The organism is Oribacterium sp. Sow4_G1_1, from assembly GCF_052116105.1.
GTDB lineage: Bacteria > Bacillota > Clostridia > Lachnospirales > Lachnospiraceae > Oribacterium.
On record NZ_JBQKLS010000006.1, the window covers coordinates 58479 to 75814 of the forward strand.

Genomic DNA, 17336 nt, shown 5'->3' on the forward strand with positions numbered 1-17336 from the left:
CCATCATCGACAACCAGCCGTAATCGTTCAGGCATGGGACCCTCCGGGTCCCATGCCTGAACGGCTTCTGTATGTCAAATTGACATAAGAATGATATCAAATATACAGTTTACATATGACGTGAAGCGACTAAAATAAGCCTCGGAATGAGAGGTGTTTATGATGTCTACGATTTCATCCGTGGCTGCATCCGCGGAGCATGGATCATCTGCGCTGGCCCCGTCGGCCATCGAAGAAGAGAAGATCGGCTGCCGTATGGCAGAGGGATAGAGGGAAAAGAGGTGCTTCTGTCATGGAGCTGGAAGCTGCTTTACGAAATCACATGGAGGTACACTGGATGGAGTACACCGCGGATGACGCGGATATCCCCATCACGGAGGCAAGCCTGATCGAAAAGTCGGCCATCATCGGCCGCTGTGGCCTCGAGCTTCTGTCCTGCGGCACCGGAGCGTGGCGGGTGCGGAGCTCGATGAACACGCTGTCACGAGAGCTCGGGGTGACCTGCACTGTAGACATTGGCCTCATGTCACTCACGTATAACTGCTTCGATGGCGAGGAGTGCGTGTCGCAGTCGCTCTGCCTCACGAACACCGGCGTCAATACCTCGAAGCTGAACCGTCTCGAACAGTTCGTCGCGGACTTCCCGACGAGGGGCATCTTCATGACCGGCGCAGAGCTTCACGCAGCGCTTGACGACATCGAGCATATTCATGGGCTGTATAGTCCGGCGAAGCTCGATCTCCGGAGCGGCCTCGAGCGCCTGAGCTACGCGCTCATCATCATTCTCGTCGCGACCCTGTCGGCCTGGATCATGGCCCTCCTGTTTCATCTCTGCCCGCTGGACTTCGTGCCGCTCGGGCTCATCTTCGCAAGGATTCTCAGCGATAAGTCATTTCGTTACTGCACGTAAACGGCAACCGTTCAGACAGCAGGGGACCCGGAGAGCCGGCAACGGAGGCCATACGTAGAGACCGTTGAAATCAAGCCGGGTCCCTGCCTGAACGATTCCCCACCTAAGATTTTTACAGATTGAAAGAGGTTTTTCGCGTTGACTGTGAAAAACCTCTTTTTTATAATGATAGCTGTATGTGTTAAAATTTTACCACGCGTGCGCGGATATCGTAGCTGCCCTTGTGCTGAAAGCCTATGTTTCGTGGGATTTCGGTGTTTTTCGGGAGTCGGTACCATGGACGACCGCGGCGGCAAGGAGGAAAAGATGGATCTTTCGTACAAGGAGAATGCGCTGAAGGCATTTGAGGAGAAATTTGGTGATACGAATGGCGTGAAGTGTTACTTCGCACCGGGCCGTGTCAATCTGATCGGTGAGCATACGGACTACAATGGTGGTCACGTTTTCCCGTGCGCACTGACCATCGGTACCTATGCGGCCGCCCGTCGTCGTGCGGATCGGAAGCTTCGTTTCTACAGCGTGAACCTGAGCAGCAACGGTGTCATCGAGACTTCCCTCGACGAGTTCAATCCACTGAAGGAAGAGCGCTGGATCACCTACCCGATGGGTGTGATGTGGGCGTTTGAGAAGCGTGGCTTCAAGCTCGAGAGTGGCCTCGACATCGTGGTCAACGGTAACATCCCGAACGGCTCGGGCCTCAGCTCCAGTGCCTCCCTCGAGGTGCTGACCGGCTTTATCATCCGTGATCTGTTCGGCTTTACAGAGGTCACAAATGTGGACCTCGCCCTGATCGGTCAGGACGCCGAGAACAACTACGCCGGCATGAACTGCGGTATCATGGATCAGTTCGCGAGTGCGATGGGTAAGAAGGATAACGCCATCTTCCTCGACTGCGCGACGCTGAACTATGAGTACGCACCGGTCGTGCTGGACGGCATGAAGCTCGTCGTGACGAATACCAATAAGAAGCATAAGCTCGTCGGCTCCGCCTACAACGATCGCCGTCGTGAGTGCGAGGAGGCACGCGAGATCCTCGCGAAGGAGTGCGGTATCCAGACCCTCGGTGATCTGTCCAATGCTGACTTCGAGGCACATAAGGCCGCCCTCACGGATCCGATCGTCCAGAAGCGTGCGATGCATGCGGTTTATGAAAACAACCGTGCTATCGAGGCTGTGGCAGATCTCAAGGCCGGGAACATCGAGGCGTTCGGAAAGCTCATGAACGCATCCCATGTCTCTCTTCGTGATGACTTCGAGGTCAGCTGCGAGGAGCTTGACGTCCTCGTCGAGGAGGCATGGAAGGTACCGGGTGTCATCGGCTCTCGTATGACCGGCGGCGGCTTCGGCGGCTGCACCGTCTCCATCGTAAAGGACGACGCCATCGAGACCTTCGAGAAGCAGGTCGGCGAGGCGTATAAGAAGCGCATCGGCTATGACTGCACCTTCTACGTGGTCAGCATCGGCGATGGCCCTTCCATTATTTAATTTTAGAGGAGGAAATATTATGACTATTCTTGTAACAGGTGGTGCTGGATATATCGGAAGCCATACATGTGTGGAGCTTCTGAACGCAGGCTATGATGTTGTGATCATCGACAATCTGTATAATTCAAATCAGAAGGCCGTGGACCGGATCGAGGAGATCACCGGTAAGAAGGTGAAGTTTTATCCGGATGATATGATGGATCGTGCAGCAGTGAAGCGAGTCTTCGATGAGAATAAGATCGATGCGGTCATTCACTTCGCAGGTCTGAAGGCCGTCGGTGAGTCTGTGCACAAGCCGATCGAGTATTATCGCACAAATATCGGTTCCACGCTGAATCTGACCGACGAGATGCGTGCGCATGGCTGCAAGAATATCATTTTCTCGAGCTCTGCGACAGTGTACGGCGATCCGGCGGAGATTCCGATCACGGAGAACTGCCCGAAGGGCACTTGCACAAATCCGTATGGCTGGACCAAGTGGATGCAGGAGCAGATTCTGACGGATATTCATACCGCAGATCCGGAGTGGAATGTTATCCTGCTTCGTTACTTCAACCCGATCGGTGCGCACAAGTCCGGTCTGATCGGTGAGGATCCGAAGGGCATCCCAAACAACCTGCTTCCGTACGTGGCACAGGTGGCGATCGGCAAGCTTCCGGAGATTAATGTCTTCGGCAACGATTATGATACACCGGATGGTACAGGCGTTCGTGATTATATCCACGTCGTGGATCTCGCACGTGGTCATGTAAAGGCCATCGAGCGTTTCGCAAAGAAGGATGGTGTATTCATCTGCAATCTGGGTACCGGTCATGGCTACTCGGTACTGGATGTCATCCATGCGTTTGAGAAGGCCTGCGGCAAGGAGCTTCCGTATGTGATTCGGGAGCGTCGTCCGGGCGACATCGCGACCTGCTACTCGAGCCCTGCGAAGGCAGAGAAGGAGCTCGGCTGGACCGCGGAGTTCGACCTCGAGGATATGTGCCGCGATTCCTGGAACTGGCAGCAGAAGAATCCGAACGGATATAATTCTTAAATACTTTGAGGCTATTGCCGAAACCGATATCGGGCGTCCCACTTAGTTCAAAGGACAGAACCCTCGGGATGTGCACGTGGATCGGACAGGGAAAGCACCTGTCCGTCCATCGTGTACATCCCTTCAGAACCTGTTCTTTGAATGCGCAAGACTGCCCGATACCGGCTTTCGGCAATAGCCTGTTTACGTTATGAAATGATTTATGTAAGGAGATAGAACTATGGACATTCAGATGGCTGTAAAGGATCTGGTGGCGTATGCGTTGAAGACGGGGCTGATTGAGGAGGCGGATATCATCTGGGCGCTGAATACGGTGACGCTGGAGCTGGGCATCACGGAGGTGACGGCGACCAGGGAGGATGTGATCGCGGAGGCCGACAGCATTGCCTTCGATGAGACGGAGGCGAGCGAGGATCAGAAGGTGAATGCGCTGGGGATGGTGTCCGATGGTACGTACCTGGAGAATGTACTGGCAGCGCTGGATGATTATGCGGTGGAGCACGGGCTCACGGGCGGTGATTCGGTGGTTTATCGTGATCTGTTTGATACGCGTCTGATGGGTGCGCTGACCCCGCGTCCGTCGGAGGTGCAGGCGAGATTTGCGAGTCTCTATGAGGAGAGTCCGAAGGAGGCGACCGACTGGTACTACACCTTCTCGCGGGATACGGACTACATCCGTCGTTACCGTGTGAAGAAGGATGTGAAGTGGCAGACGCATACGGAGTACGGTGATCTCGATATCACGATCAATCTGTCGAAGCCGGAGAAGGATCCGAAGGCCATCGCGGCGGCGGGCAAGGCGAAGCAGACGGGCTATCCGAAGTGCCAGCTCTGTCATGAGTGCGAGGGCTACAGTGGTCGTGTGGACTATCCGGCGCGTGAGAATCATCGTATCATCCCGATCGAGATTCAGGGCGCGGAGTGGGGCTTCCAGTATTCGCCATACGTGTACTACAACGAGCACTGCATCGTGCTGAACGCGGCGCACACGCCGATGAAGATTGATAAGGCGGCGTTTCTGAAGCTGTTTGATTTCGTCGCTCAGTTCCCGCACTATTTCGTCGGGTCCAATGCAGACCTTCCGATCGTGGGTGGCTCCATCCTCGCACATGAGCACTTCCAGGGTGGTCACTATACCTTCGCGATGGCGAAGGCGCCGGTGGAGCGGACATTTACGGTTCCGGGCTTCGAGGATGTCGAGGCGGGCATCGTGAAGTGGCCGATGAGTGTCATCCGTCTCAGTGGTCCGGATACGGCACGTCTCGCCGAGCTTGCGGATCGTATCCTCAGAAAGTGGAGAGGCTACACGGATGAGAGCGCGTTCATCTTCGCGGAGACCGAGGGCACACCGCACTCGACGATCACGCCGATCGCGCGCAAGGTGGGGGATCAGTTCCAGCTGGATCTCGTGCTCCGGAACAACATCACGACAGAGGAGCATCCGCTCGGTGTATTTCATCCGCATGCGAAGCTCCATCATATCAAGAAGGAGAACATCGGCCTCATCGAGGTGATGGGTCTTGCGGTACTGCCGAGCCGTCTGAAGGGCGAGATGGCGGATCTTCGCGCAGCGATCCTCGCTGGAAAGGATCTTCGTGCCGATGAAGCGCTCGCGAAGCACGCCGACTGGGTCGACGAGTTCCGCGCGAAGTACGCGGCACAGGGCGTGCAGCTCACTGAGGAGAACCTCGAGGGTATCCTCCGTGATGAGATCGGTATCGTCTTCATGCAGGTGCTCGAGGACGCCGGCGTCTACAAGCGCACGCCGGAAGGCCAGGCCGCGTTCGACCGCTTTGTTGCGACGATTTAAAACCCGGAGGGCCGGTAACAGAAGCACAGTACTTCGAGTTCGGAAGAATCTAAAATTGTCCCCCTAAGAACCAGTAGGCTCTCTGCAAACGACTGAGTTTTCTTTATGAAAACTCAGTGTTGCAGAGAGTGCTAAGGAAAATTACTCCAACTGGTTCTAAGGGGGACAATTTTGATTCTACTCGAACTCTACGTATGGCTTCTGTTGCCGGTCCTCCAGGCTTTCGTGTATTTATCGCTACGAGACTTTTGCCGTTTTCTGTCTGCTGTTGAAATCAGTGATTGACGAGAAGCGGCAGTTTCCTTGATAATATGAAATGACTGAACATTTGTTGTACTGGTCATGCTTATAGAAAAATGGTCATGTTTACAGAAAATACAGGAGATGGAAGCGTATGAAGGAAGGAAAAAAGGGAATCCTGAGAGCGATTCCGATGTTTCTATGTGTGGGTGCGGCGTGTTGTGCGCTGCAGTCGTTTTACCGGGTGTCCGAGCAGGAGCAGGCGGTCGTGACGCGGTTTGGGAAGGTTAATGACATCAAAACCGCTGGTATGTACTTTAAGATCCCGTTTATCGACCAGGTGCAGAAGGTGGACACGACGACCTATGGTATGCCGATCGGCTACACGATCACGAACGAGCGGAATGGTGAGAATCCGGACTATGAAACGACGAGTGATTCGCTGACCATCACCTCGGATTTTAATCTGGTCAACACGGATTTTTATCTCGAGTATAAGGTGTCGGATCCGGTGAAGTATCTCTATAATTCGAACGAGCCGGTTCGTTTCATCTCGAACATGGCCGCGGCGGCGATCCGTTCGACGGTGTCGGATTTCACGGTCGATGATGTCATGACGACGGAGAAGTCGAAGATTCAGGCGGAGGTGCGGGATCAGCTGACGAAATCGCTGGAGGAAGCGGATATCGGGATTCAGATCGTAAATCTGTCGATTCAGGATGTGGAGCCGCCGACTTCGGATGTCGTTGCGGCATTCAAGTCCGTCGAGACGGCGAAGCAGGAAGCGGATACCACGATCAACAAAGCGAAGCAGTATAAGTCTGAGCAGATCCCAGCCGCAGACGCGACGGCCGACAGCATTGTCCAGAAGGCAGAAGCAGAGAAGGAGGCGCGTATCGCGGAAGCCAGCGGACAGGTCGCCCGTTTTAACGCGATGTACGATCAGTATAAGCTGAATCCGCTGATCACGAAGAAGCGTATTTTCTATGAGGCGATGGAGGATGTGCTGCCGGAGCTGAAGGTGATCATCAGTGATGGCAGTACCCAGACGATGCTGCCGCTGGAGAGCTTCGCGGATGTCTCGGTCGAGGCCGCAGATGGAGGTGACGAGAATGGAAAATAATGAGAAGAAGGAAGCGCTCGAGCGGGTAAAGAAGGCGGTGAAAAGTGTCGTCACCATCCTCGTGGCCTGCGCGGTTTTCCTGGTCGTCCTGCCGCTGCTTTCCCGAGGGGTATTCTATTCGGTGTCTGAAAATCAGTACGCAGTCGTGACGCGCTTCGGAAAGATCGTGGATGTCAAGGATGCAGCGGGCTTATATACGAAGATGCCGGTGGCCGACAACATCCGTTTCGTGACGAAGGCGATGCAGCTCTATGATGTGAAGCCGTCGGATGTCATCACGAAGGATAAAAAGTCGATGATCGCAGATAACTACATCGTCTGGAAGATCACGGATCCGACGAAGTTCATGCAGACCCTGAACGGGTCGACGAGTGGGGCAGAGGATCGTGTCGGCGTGGCCGTATACAACGCCACCAAGAATATCATTTCCTCGATGAGTCAGGATGATATCATCGCTGCGCGCGGCGATAAGCTGACCGATATGATCACCGCGGAGGCGAATTCCGATATCGGCGGATACGGGATCGTGATCACGAAGGCGGAGATCAAGGCCCTCGATCTGCCGGATGATAACAAGGATGCCGTTTATCAGCGCATGATTTCGGAGCGTGAAAACATCGCGGCATCCTATACTGCGGAAGGTGCCGCCAGGGCTCAGAAGATCCGGAACGAGACCGATAAGGAGGTTTCCATCCGGAAGGCGGAAGCTGAAAAGCAGGCCGCGGAGCTGTCCGGTGAAGGCGAGGCGAAGTACATGGAGATCCTCGCGGACGCCTATAATACCGAGGAAAAAGCCTCCTTCTATAACTATATCCGCTCCGTCGAAGCCATGAAGAAATCCCTGAGCGGAAGCGGAGACAAGACCATCATCCTCGACAAAGACTCGGAGCTCGCCAGAATCCTGTATGGGGATATCCACTGAGCACACCCCAGAGGGCCGGCAACAGAAGCTCAGTACTTCGAGTTCGGAAGAATCTAAAATTGTCCCCCTAAGAACCAGTAGGCTCTCTGCAAACGACTGAGTTTTCTTTATGAAAACTCAGTGTTGCAGAGAGTGCTAAGGAAAAATTACTCCAACTGGTTCTAAGGGGGACAATTTTGATTTTTCACGAACTCTTCGTATGGCTTCTGTTGCCGGCCCTCCTCGGGCTCTTGCATAAAACATGTGATCTATGGTATCATTTTTAAGATTAGGCCTTCGCAGGTGTTCGATGCCTGTGGAGTTGAAATAGAGTAAAAACAGGAGTGTTTATGGCAGAGAAGTATGATGCGTCGAGTATTACGGTCCTCGAGGGGCTGGAGCCGGTCCGTGTGCGACCGGGTATGTACATCGGTTCGGTGGGACAGCGTGGTCTCAATCACCTGATCTACGAGATCGTAGATAACTCGGTCGATGAGCATCTGGCAGGATACTGTAGAAATATATGGGTAACGCTGACCGCGGATGGCGCATGTACCGTGCGCGATGATGGTCGTGGTATCCCGGTCGGGATGCACCAGAAGGGTGTGTCTGCGGAGCGTATCGTCCTGACGACACTGCATGCGGGTGGAAAGTTCGACGATAAGGCATATAAGACCTCCGGTGGTCTCCATGGCGTTGGCTCGTCCGTGGTCAATGCTCTCTCACAGATGATGCGCGTGCGGGTCTATCAGGGCGGAAAGATCTATGAGGACTCCTACGAGCGCGGTAAGCCGACGACGGAGCTCGTGAACGGACTTCTTCCAGTGGTCGGAAAGACGAAGGAGACCGGTACAGAGATCAGCTTCATCCCGGATCCGGAGATCTTCGAGAAGACACGTTTCAAGGAGGAGTGGCTGAAGTCCCGCCTGCATGAGACCGCGTACCTCAACCCGCAGCTGACGATCCACTATGCGGATCAGCGCGGAGAGCTGCCGGAGACGATCGAATACCATGAGCCGGAGGGCATCATCGCCTTCGTAAAGGAGCTCAATAAGGACAGCGAACCGGTGACCCCGGAGATCTACTTCCGCGGGGAGAGCGAGGGGACGACCCTCGAATGCTGTATCCAGTTCTGTGATAATTTCGAGGAGAACATCCTCGGCTTCTGTAATAACATCTTCACCCAGGAGGGCGGTACACATATCGTGGGCTTCAAGACGAAGTTCACGCAGCTCATCAACAGCTACGCACGCCAGCTCGGGATCCTGAAGGAGAAGGATGCGAACTTCACCGGTGCGGATACCCGTAACGGTATGACCGCGGTCATCGCCATCAAGTTCCCGGACCCGATTTTCGAGGGCCAGACGAAGACGAAGCTCGCGAGTGCGGATGCTGCAAAGTATGTGCAGAGCATCGTCGATGCGGAGCTGCAGCACTACTTCGATCGAAACGTCGAGGTAGTGAAGGCCATCATCAGCTGTGCCGAGAAGTCCGCGAAGATCCGTCGCGCCGAGGAAAAGGCGAAGACGAACATGCTGAGCAAGTCGAAGTACAGCTTCGATTCAAATGGCAAGCTTGCGAACTGCATCTCGAAGGACCCGGAGAAGTGTGAGATCTTCATCGTCGAGGGTGATTCGGCGGGCGGCTCTGCGAAGACCTGCCGCGACCGTCAGACCCAGGCGATCCTGCCGCTTCGCGGTAAGATCTTGAACGTCGAGAAGGCGTCGATGGATAAGGTCCTCGCGAACGCGGAGATCAAGACCATGATCAACACCTTCGGCTGCGGCTTCTCCGAGGGCTACGGCAACGACTTCGACATCTCGAAGCTGCGCTACAACAAGATCATCCTGATGACGGATGCTGATGTCGATGGTTCGCACATCGACACCCTGCTGTTGACCTTCCTGTACCGCTTCATGCCGGATCTCATCCGTGAGGGACATGTGTACGTGTCGATGCCGCCGCTCTACCAGGCGATCCCGCACAGTAAGAAGGAGGCGCCGGAGTACCTCTACGACGAGGCGGCGCTCACGAAGTATCAGAAGAAGCATAAGACCGGCTCCTATGAGCTGAAGCGCTTCAAGGGTCTCGGTGAGATGAACCCGGAGCAGCTCTGGGAGACGACCCTGAACCCGGAAAACCGCGTACTGAAGCGCGTAGAGATCGAGGACGGCCGCATGGCCTCCGAGGTGACGTCTATGCTGATGGGCTCCGACGTAGGACCGCGCCGCGACTTCATCCACGACCACGCAAACGAAGCAGTTATTGATTCGTAATCACATCGGGTGGCCCGAAGGGACGGGACTGCCCTAAACTCGGGCTTTGGAGGCCCGAGTTTAGCCCTGCGGGCACAGAGCACAGCTCTGTGGGATATCGTTTCGGAGTTTGTCTTATACAAACTCCTACACTCCATGTGATGCCCCCGGGCGGCGAGGCCGTTTTGCCGCCATTGCGGCAAAATCAAACGACAATGCCCGCGCCGTAGGCGCATCAAATGGCATTGTCTCCTTATAAAAAATAAAGGGAATATTATGGCTGAACAGATTTTAACAACTGAATTTTCCGAGGAGATGCAGAAATCCTACCTCGATTACTCGATGTCTGTCATCACTTCGCGTGCGGTGCCGGACATCCGTGACGGACTGAAGCCGGTACAGCGGCGCGTGCTCTATGATATGAACGAGCTGCATGCAAACCATGACCGCCCGACCTACAAGTCGGCGCGTATCTGTGGTGATACGATGGGTAAGTACCATCCGCACGGTGATTCCTCGATCTACGACACCCTGGTCGTCATGGCGCAGGACTTCAAGCGTATGCAGCCGGTGGTGCATGGCCAGGGTAACTTCGGTTCGATCGAGGGTGACTCTGCAGCCGCACCGCGATACACCGAGGCGAAGCTCGAGAAGTTCACGGATGACTGCATGCTGGCGGACCTCGATACGATGGTGCCGTTTCAGCCGAACTACGATGAGACATTGCGGGAGCCGGTGGTGCTGCCGGCACGTATCCCGTACTTCCTGCTGAACGGTTCCGAGGGCATCGCGGTCGGCATGACGACTTCCACCCCGAGCCACAATCTCGGTGAGATCATCGACCTCATCCTCGCGTACCTGCGCAACCCGGCGATGGAGACCGCGGACATGATGCAGTACCTGAAGGGACCGGATTTTCCGACCGGCGGCATCATCGCCAACAAGTCCGAGCTCGTCGACATTTACCGCAGTGGTACGGGCCGCCTCAAGCTCCGCGGCAAGCTGCAGTTTGAGAAGAAGGAGGGGCGTTCCGACCGCGATAAGCTCGTCGTGACCGAGATTCCGTATACGATGATCGGTCAGGGCATCATGAAGTTCATGCAGGATGTCGCCCAGCTCGTCGAGGATAAGATCCTCCCGGAGATCGTCGATATCTCGAACCAGTCCGACAAAAACGGCATCCGTATCGTACTCGAGCTGAAGGCTGGTGCGGACATCGAGCGCATCCAGAATATACTGTATAAGAAAACGAGACTCGAGGATACCTTCGGCGTGAACATGCTGGCCATACACGAGGGTCGGCCGGAGACCATGACGCTCCGGGGCATCCTGAAGGCCTATCTCAAGTTCCAGTACGAGATCCTCACGAACAAGTACCAGAACCTGCTCGAGAAGGAGCTCACACGTAAAGAGATCCAGGATGGTCTCATCAAGGCCGTCGACCTGATCGACGCCATCATTGCCCTCCTCCGGAACTCGAAGAACCAGGCCGATGCGAAGCAGGCACTTATGAGCGGTGAGATCGCGGGCATCAAGTTCCGTGAGCGGGACCGCGAGTTCATGTCGACGATCGAGACCTTCCACTTCACGGAGCGGCAGGCACAGGCGATCCTCGATATGCGTCTCAGCAAGCTCATCGGTCTCGAGCTGATCGAGCTGAAGAAGCAGCATGCCGAGACGCTCCGAAACATCAAGGAGTACCGCGGGATCCTCGGCAGTCGCGAGCGCATGAACGAGGTGCTGTCCGAGGACCTCATGATGATCCGAGCCGCGTATGCCGTGCCGCGTCGCACCGTGCTCGAGGATGGTAAGGAAGCCGTCTTCAACGAGAACGAGGTGCAGGAGATCAGCTGCTACTACATCCAGGACAAGTTCGGCTACTGCAAGCTCATGGATGAGGCAACCTACCAGCGGAACCAGGAGGCCGTCGAGTCGGACAACCGTTTCGTGCTGAAGTGCAAGAACACGGACCGCGTGCTGCTGTTCACTGATAAGGGCAATATGCACCAGATCAAGTGCCAGGATGTGCCGCTCGGAAAGTTCAAGGACAAGGGCGTACCGATCGACAACATCAGTAAGTACAACGCGAACCAGGAGGAGATCATCTATGCCAATGTGAAGTCCGCCCTGGCCGGGAAGACCCTGATCTTCGCGACGAGAGACGCGATGGTGAAGCTCGTCGAGACCTCGGAATTCGAGACTGCGAACAAGCTCGTCGCCGCAACGAAGCTGGGCGAGGGCGATCGACTGATCGAGATTCGGGAGATGGCTTACGAAACCGACATCGTCTTCGAGACACATGACGGCTACTTCCTCCGCTGCTCCCTGAGCGATATCCCGCTCCAGAAGAAGAACAGCAAGGGTGTCATCGGCATCCGACTCGGCAAGTGCGACACCCTCGAGCACTTCTACCTCCTCGGCACCGAGCCGGTGGAGATCACGTACCGGAAGAAGCCGCTCAGCTTAAACCGCCTGAAGCTCGCCGGCCGCGCCGGAAAAGGCACGAAGCACTGATTACGGGGATGTCACCTGTTGCTGTTCGGGCGAAACTCGACGGATGGCAGCCGAGCCATGCCTGGACATAATTACGTTTTGACAGTAGTTGTCCGGGCGGCGAAAGGCTGCTATTCGAAAATGTTATATTGCCACTGACAGTTAAAAGTAATACAATACGGAAACATATACGTGCCTGCGGGGTGAAGAAACAGCTGTATGTCGAAATCCTGCAGGATGTATGCATCTGAGAGTAAAAATACGGATAGAAGTTGACGAGGAGACTGAAATGGAAAAGTTAAAGGTTGGTGTTCTTGGTGCGACTGGAATGGTTGGCCAGCGTTTTATCACATTGCTTGTAAACCATCCATGGTTCGAGCTGACGACGCTTGCAGCGTCCCCGAGATCTGCGGGTAAGACCTATGCAGAGGCTGTAGAAGGTAAGTGGAAGCTGGATATTCCGATTCCGGAGGAAGTAAAGGACATGATCGTCCTGGACGTTTCAAAGGTAGAAGAGGTTGCAAAGGATGTCGACTTCGTATTTTCCGCAGTGGATATGAAGAAGGACGAGATCAAGGCCATCGAGGAAGCGTATGCGAAGACGGAGACCCCGGTCGTTTCGAACAACTCTGCACACCGCTGGACGACCGATGTTCCGATGGTCGTTCCGGAGATCAACCCGGATCACTATCAGCTCATCGAGGCACAGAAGAAGCGTCTCGGCACCACACGTGGCTTCATCGCTGTAAAGCCGAACTGCTCGATCCAGTCCTACACACCAGCCCTCGCTGCATGGATGCAGTTCGAGCCGTATGAGGTGATCGTTTCCACCTACCAGGCGATTTCCGGTGCCGGCAAGAACTTCGAGTCTTGGCCGGAGATGGAGCACAACATCATCCCGTACATCGGTGGTGAGGAAGAGAAGTCCGAGAAGGAGCCGCTCCGCGTACTCGGCAGCCTCGCGGGAGATCACATCGATCTTATCGAAGGTCTGAAGATCTCTGCACAGTGCATCCGTGTACCGATTCTGAACGGTCACACCGCGACGGTTTTCGTCAAGTTCCATAAGAAGCCGACGAAGGAAGAGCTCGTCGAGGCACTCCGCAGCTACCGCGGTGAGCCACAGGAGCTCGAGCTGCCGTCTGCACCGAAGCAGTTTATCCAGTACCTCGAGGAGGACGATCGTCCACAGGTTTCCCTCGACGTGAACTACGAGAACGGCATGGGCATCTCGATCGGCCGTCTCCGTGAGGACTCCATTTATGACTGGAAGTTCGTCGGTCTCAGCCACAACACCCTCCGTGGCGCTGCCGGCGGCGGTGTAGAAGCTGCCGAGTACCTCGCAAAGAAGGGCTATATCACAAAGAAATAAGCGGATCATCAAATTTTGATGGTTACTGATCTTTTTTAAACCGGAGTGACGATTCACTCCGGTTTTTTTATGGTTTGAATGGTACCCATTGCCAAGGACACCGGAGATTTTAGCTGCCCCAATTTTCAGACAGCTATGAGTCTCTTTTCTCTGGTAGAAACGAGCCTGAAAATAGAGTATAATACTTGCAGTTTATGGGCGGTGCCGATGACGCGCTTGCTATTCCCAGACCCTGCAGAAGGGGATGGGAGAGTTGCGTGAGTGTCGATGAAAAGCTGCCCTTGCATTTTCGGTATTGAATCTTCGATGGGAGGGACATGCGATGTCAGTGAGAGAATCAGTGCTTGGAACACTGAAGGATGGCCGCGAGGTGAAGCGATATACGATTACGAATCAGCATGGTACGGAGGCGAGCTTTACGAACCTCGGTGCCATCTGGCTGACGATGCTGGTGCGCGACAAGGACGGAAAGATGCGGGATGTCGTGCTCGGTGTCGATCAGGCGGAGCTTCTGCTCGAGAATCCGGGTCACATGGGTGAGCCGGTCGGCCGAAACGCGAACCGTATCGGTCAGGCAGGCTTCGATCTGAATGGAAAGCATTATGCGCTCGCTGTCAATGACAACGGTGCCAACAATCTTCATTCCGGCCCGGATTACTGGCGTACGCGCATCTGGGAGGCAGACTATGCAGACGCCGGCCTCGGCAGCTACGTGATCTTCTCTCTGCATTCCCCGGACGGTGATCAGGGCTTCCCTGGCGCTGCCGAGGTGGCCGTGACCTACACCCTGACCGAGGACGACGCGCTCGAGATCCACTATCAGGCGACCGCCGACCAGGACTCCGTCTTCAATATGACGAACCACGCGTACTTCAACCTGAACGGCTATGACAGTGGTGACGCGATGAATCAGCGTGTCTGGATTCATGCAGACAGCTATACACCGGCCAGCGAGATTTCGATCCCGTACGGTCGTATCGAGCCGGTGGCCGGCACCCCGATGGACTTCACCACCGAGAAGGTGATCGCACGCGATATCGATGCGGACTTCGATCAGCTGAAGTTTGCGCACGGCTTCGATCATAACTGGGTGCTCAATGACTATGACGGGGACGTACGTCTCGTCGCCTCTGCGTATGCGGAGGAGTCCGGCATCCGGATGTCCATCTATACCGATCTCGAGGGCTTGCAGTTCTATACCGCGAACTTCATGGGCAGTGATTTCGAGGGCAAAAACGGGGCGCACTTCGGACCACGCCATGCGTACTGCTTCGAGACCCAGCACTATCCGGACTGCCTGCATAAGCCAGAGTGGCCGACCAGCATCGTGAAGGCCGGCGAGGAATACGACACAACGACGATCTACAAGTGGGAGCTTCAGTAAACAGAAGTACTTCTTTTCGAAGCACCCACAGAACATCCACAGGCGGTGCGCGGCGCGCATTCGCTGAAGCGGCTTCACATGAAGCCGGCGCTCGTACATGGATCAGTGGGAGGCGAATTGAAGAAATTATTTATCGCAGAGAAGCCGTCGGTGGCGCAGCAGTTTGCACAGGCGCTCGGGATGAAGAATGTCCGGCGCGGCGACGGCTTCCTGGAAAATGAAGATTATGTGGTGACCTGGTGCGTGGGTCACCTCGTACAGCTCAGCTACCCGGCAGCGTATGACGAGAAGTACCAGAAGTGGAGCTTTGACACGCTCCCGTTCATCCCAAAGGCGGATGAGTGGAAATACGAGGTCAGTAAGAGCACGGCAAAGCAGTTCGCGGTCGTTGCGAAGCAGCTGAACCGTCCGGATGTCGAAACCATCTACATCTGCACCGATAGTGCCCGCGAGGGAGAGTACATCTACCGGCTCGTCGACAGGATGGCAGAGGTGCCGAAGGAGAAGGAGCGTCGCCGTGTCTGGATCGATTCCCAGACGAACGAGGAGATCCTCCGCGGCATCCGCGAGGCGAAGCTCGACAGCGAGTATGACCACCTGTCGGCGGCGGCCTTCAGCCGGGCGAAGGAAGACTACCTCATAGGCATCAACTTCAGCCGCGCGCTGTCGCTCAAGTACCGCTACCGGATCAAGCAGCAGCTCGGCATGAAGCCGGAGGAGAAGATGACCGTGGCCGTCGGCCGCGTCATGACCTGCGTCCTCGGCATGATCGTCAAGCGGGAGCAGGAGATCCGGGCCTTCCAGAAGACGACCTTCTACCGCATCCTCGGCGATTTCGATCTCGGGGAAGGCGCGAAGCTGAGTGCGGACTGGAAGCCGTCGGAGCAGTCGTCACGCTACAGCCCGACGGACATCTACGACGGCAAGGGCTTCCTGAGGCCGGAGCGCGCCGCCGAATTCATGAAGAGCTTCATGCCGTTTCCGTGTGAAGCGACGGTGACGGCTGTCACGAAGAAGAAGGAGACGAAGAATCCGCCGCTGCTCTACAACCTCGCGGAGCTGCAGAACGACTGCGCGAAGATGTTTAAGATCAGCCCGGATGAGACCCTCGCCATCGCGCAGGAGCTCTACGAGAAGAAGCTGACCACCTACCCGCGTACCGATGCGCGTGTGCTCTCGACCGCCGTTTCGAAGGAGATCGAGAAGAACATCCGCGGCATCGAGAGCTACGCACCGGTGGCCCCGCAGGCGCAGGAGATCCTGTCGTCCGGCAGCTTCCGAAGAATCGCGAAGACCCGCTACGTCGACGACAAGAAGATCGCCGACCACTACGCGATCATCCCGACCGGTCAGGGCCAGCGCGAGTACCAGTCGCTGAAGCCGCTTTCGAAGAAGGTGTACGAGCTCATCTGCCGTCGCTTCCTCTCGATTTTCTTCCCGCCGGCGATCTACGAGCGCATCGCGCTGATGATCGACTGCCAGGGCGAGACCTTCAGCGTGAGCTCCCGTGCCCTGAAGGACGAGGGCTATCGGAAGGTTGCTGACCTGCGTCGGAGCGCGGCCCTTGGCGGTGCGTCCTCGACAGCGGATCCGGCCAATGCAGGCGCCGGATCGTCGATAGCTTCTACCATGGCGACGGCGGCCTCGACCAGTCACACGGCCAATGCAGGAGGCACCACGTCGGATGCCTCGACCATGGCTTCTTCGGCCACGGGACCGGACGGCGTCGCGACGACGCGAGCGGACGGAAGCATTGGCCTGGAAAACGGTGGAGAGAGCGAAGAGGAGGGCGACAACCGAAGCCTGAGTGAGGCACTGCTGAAGCTCCGGAAGGGGCAGAAGCTGCAGCTCGAGACGCTGCGCGTGAAGGAGGGCGAGACGGCACCGCCGAAGCGCTACACCTCCGGATCGATGATCCTCGCGATGGAAAACGCCGGCAACCTCATCGAGGACGAGGAGCTGCGGGCGCAGATCAAGGGCGCGGGCATCGGCACCAGTGCGACGCGTGCAGGTATCCTCACGAAGCTCGTGGACAATAAGTACATCGCGCTGCAGAAGAAGACGCAGGTGCTGTCACCGACGAAGCTCGGCGAGTACATCGCGTATTATGTGAAGATTTCGGTGCCGCATCTGCTGAATCCGAAGCTGACCGCCTCCTGGGAGATGGGGCTGTCGGAGGTGGCGGACGGCACGATCACCGAGGCCGAGTACATGGAGAAGCTCGAGGACTTCGTTCGAAGTCGGACGGAAAAGATCCGGGCGCTCTGATGGACGTATCTGAGAAGCGGATCAGATAGATGGAGACTTCCACATGAAGGTTTCCGACA

The 17336-nt window shown here is 55.9% G+C and carries 10 protein-coding genes and 1 pseudogene; all 11 read left to right on the forward strand.

Annotation, left to right across the window (positions count from 1 at the left end):
• Positions 1–292: 292 nt before the first annotated feature.
• Positions 293–862 (forward strand): annotated as a pseudogene (locus tag ACTQ52_RS05670) (threonine/serine exporter family protein); the annotation flags it as partial.
• Between the two features lie 324 nt (positions 863–1186).
• Entirely contained in the window at positions 1187–2395 is a 1209-nt protein-coding gene (locus ACTQ52_RS05675; RefSeq protein ID WP_410043844.1) for a galactokinase, read from the forward strand.
• A 19-nt stretch (positions 2396–2414) separates the two neighbouring features.
• Positions 2415–3431, forward strand: coding sequence for a UDP-glucose 4-epimerase GalE (gene galE / locus ACTQ52_RS05680; protein ID WP_410043845.1), 1017 nt, complete (start codon positions 2415–2417; stop codon positions 3429–3431).
• 220 nt (positions 3432–3651) lie between these two features.
• Positions 3652–5241 (forward strand): UDP-glucose--hexose-1-phosphate uridylyltransferase, encoded by a 1590-nt coding sequence (locus tag ACTQ52_RS05685; RefSeq protein ID WP_441982028.1) that lies wholly within the window; start codon positions 3652–3654, stop codon positions 5239–5241.
• 394 nt (positions 5242–5635) lie between these two features.
• Entirely contained in the window at positions 5636–6604 is a 969-nt protein-coding gene (gene hflK, locus ACTQ52_RS05690) for an FtsH protease activity modulator HflK (protein WP_441982029.1), read from the forward strand.
• Positions 6594–7526 (forward strand): protease modulator HflC, encoded by a 933-nt coding sequence (gene hflC / locus ACTQ52_RS05695; protein WP_410043848.1) that lies wholly within the window; start codon positions 6594–6596, stop codon positions 7524–7526. The genes hflK and hflC overlap by 11 nt, the downstream gene beginning before the upstream one ends.
• 329 nt (positions 7527–7855) lie before the next feature.
• Positions 7856–9781 (forward strand): DNA gyrase/topoisomerase IV subunit B, encoded by a 1926-nt coding sequence (locus ACTQ52_RS05700; RefSeq protein ID WP_441982030.1) that lies wholly within the window; start codon positions 7856–7858, stop codon positions 9779–9781.
• Between the two features lie 255 nt (positions 9782–10036).
• Positions 10037–12274, forward strand: coding sequence for a DNA gyrase/topoisomerase IV subunit A (locus tag ACTQ52_RS05705; RefSeq protein WP_441982031.1), 2238 nt, complete (start codon positions 10037–10039; stop codon positions 12272–12274).
• A gap of 268 nt (positions 12275–12542) precedes the next feature.
• Positions 12543–13625, forward strand: coding sequence for an aspartate-semialdehyde dehydrogenase (asd, locus tag ACTQ52_RS05710; protein WP_410043851.1), 1083 nt, complete (start codon positions 12543–12545; stop codon positions 13623–13625).
• A 322-nt stretch (positions 13626–13947) separates the two neighbouring features.
• Positions 13948–15009, forward strand: coding sequence for an aldose epimerase family protein (locus tag ACTQ52_RS05715; RefSeq protein WP_441982032.1), 1062 nt, complete (start codon positions 13948–13950; stop codon positions 15007–15009).
• Positions 15010–15126: 117 nt separating this feature from the next.
• Positions 15127–17277: a DNA topoisomerase gene (locus tag ACTQ52_RS05720; protein ID WP_441982033.1), complete on the forward strand. Its 2151-nt coding sequence runs from the start codon at positions 15127–15129 to the stop codon at positions 17275–17277.
• The last annotated feature ends 59 nt before the right edge of the window (positions 17278–17336 follow it).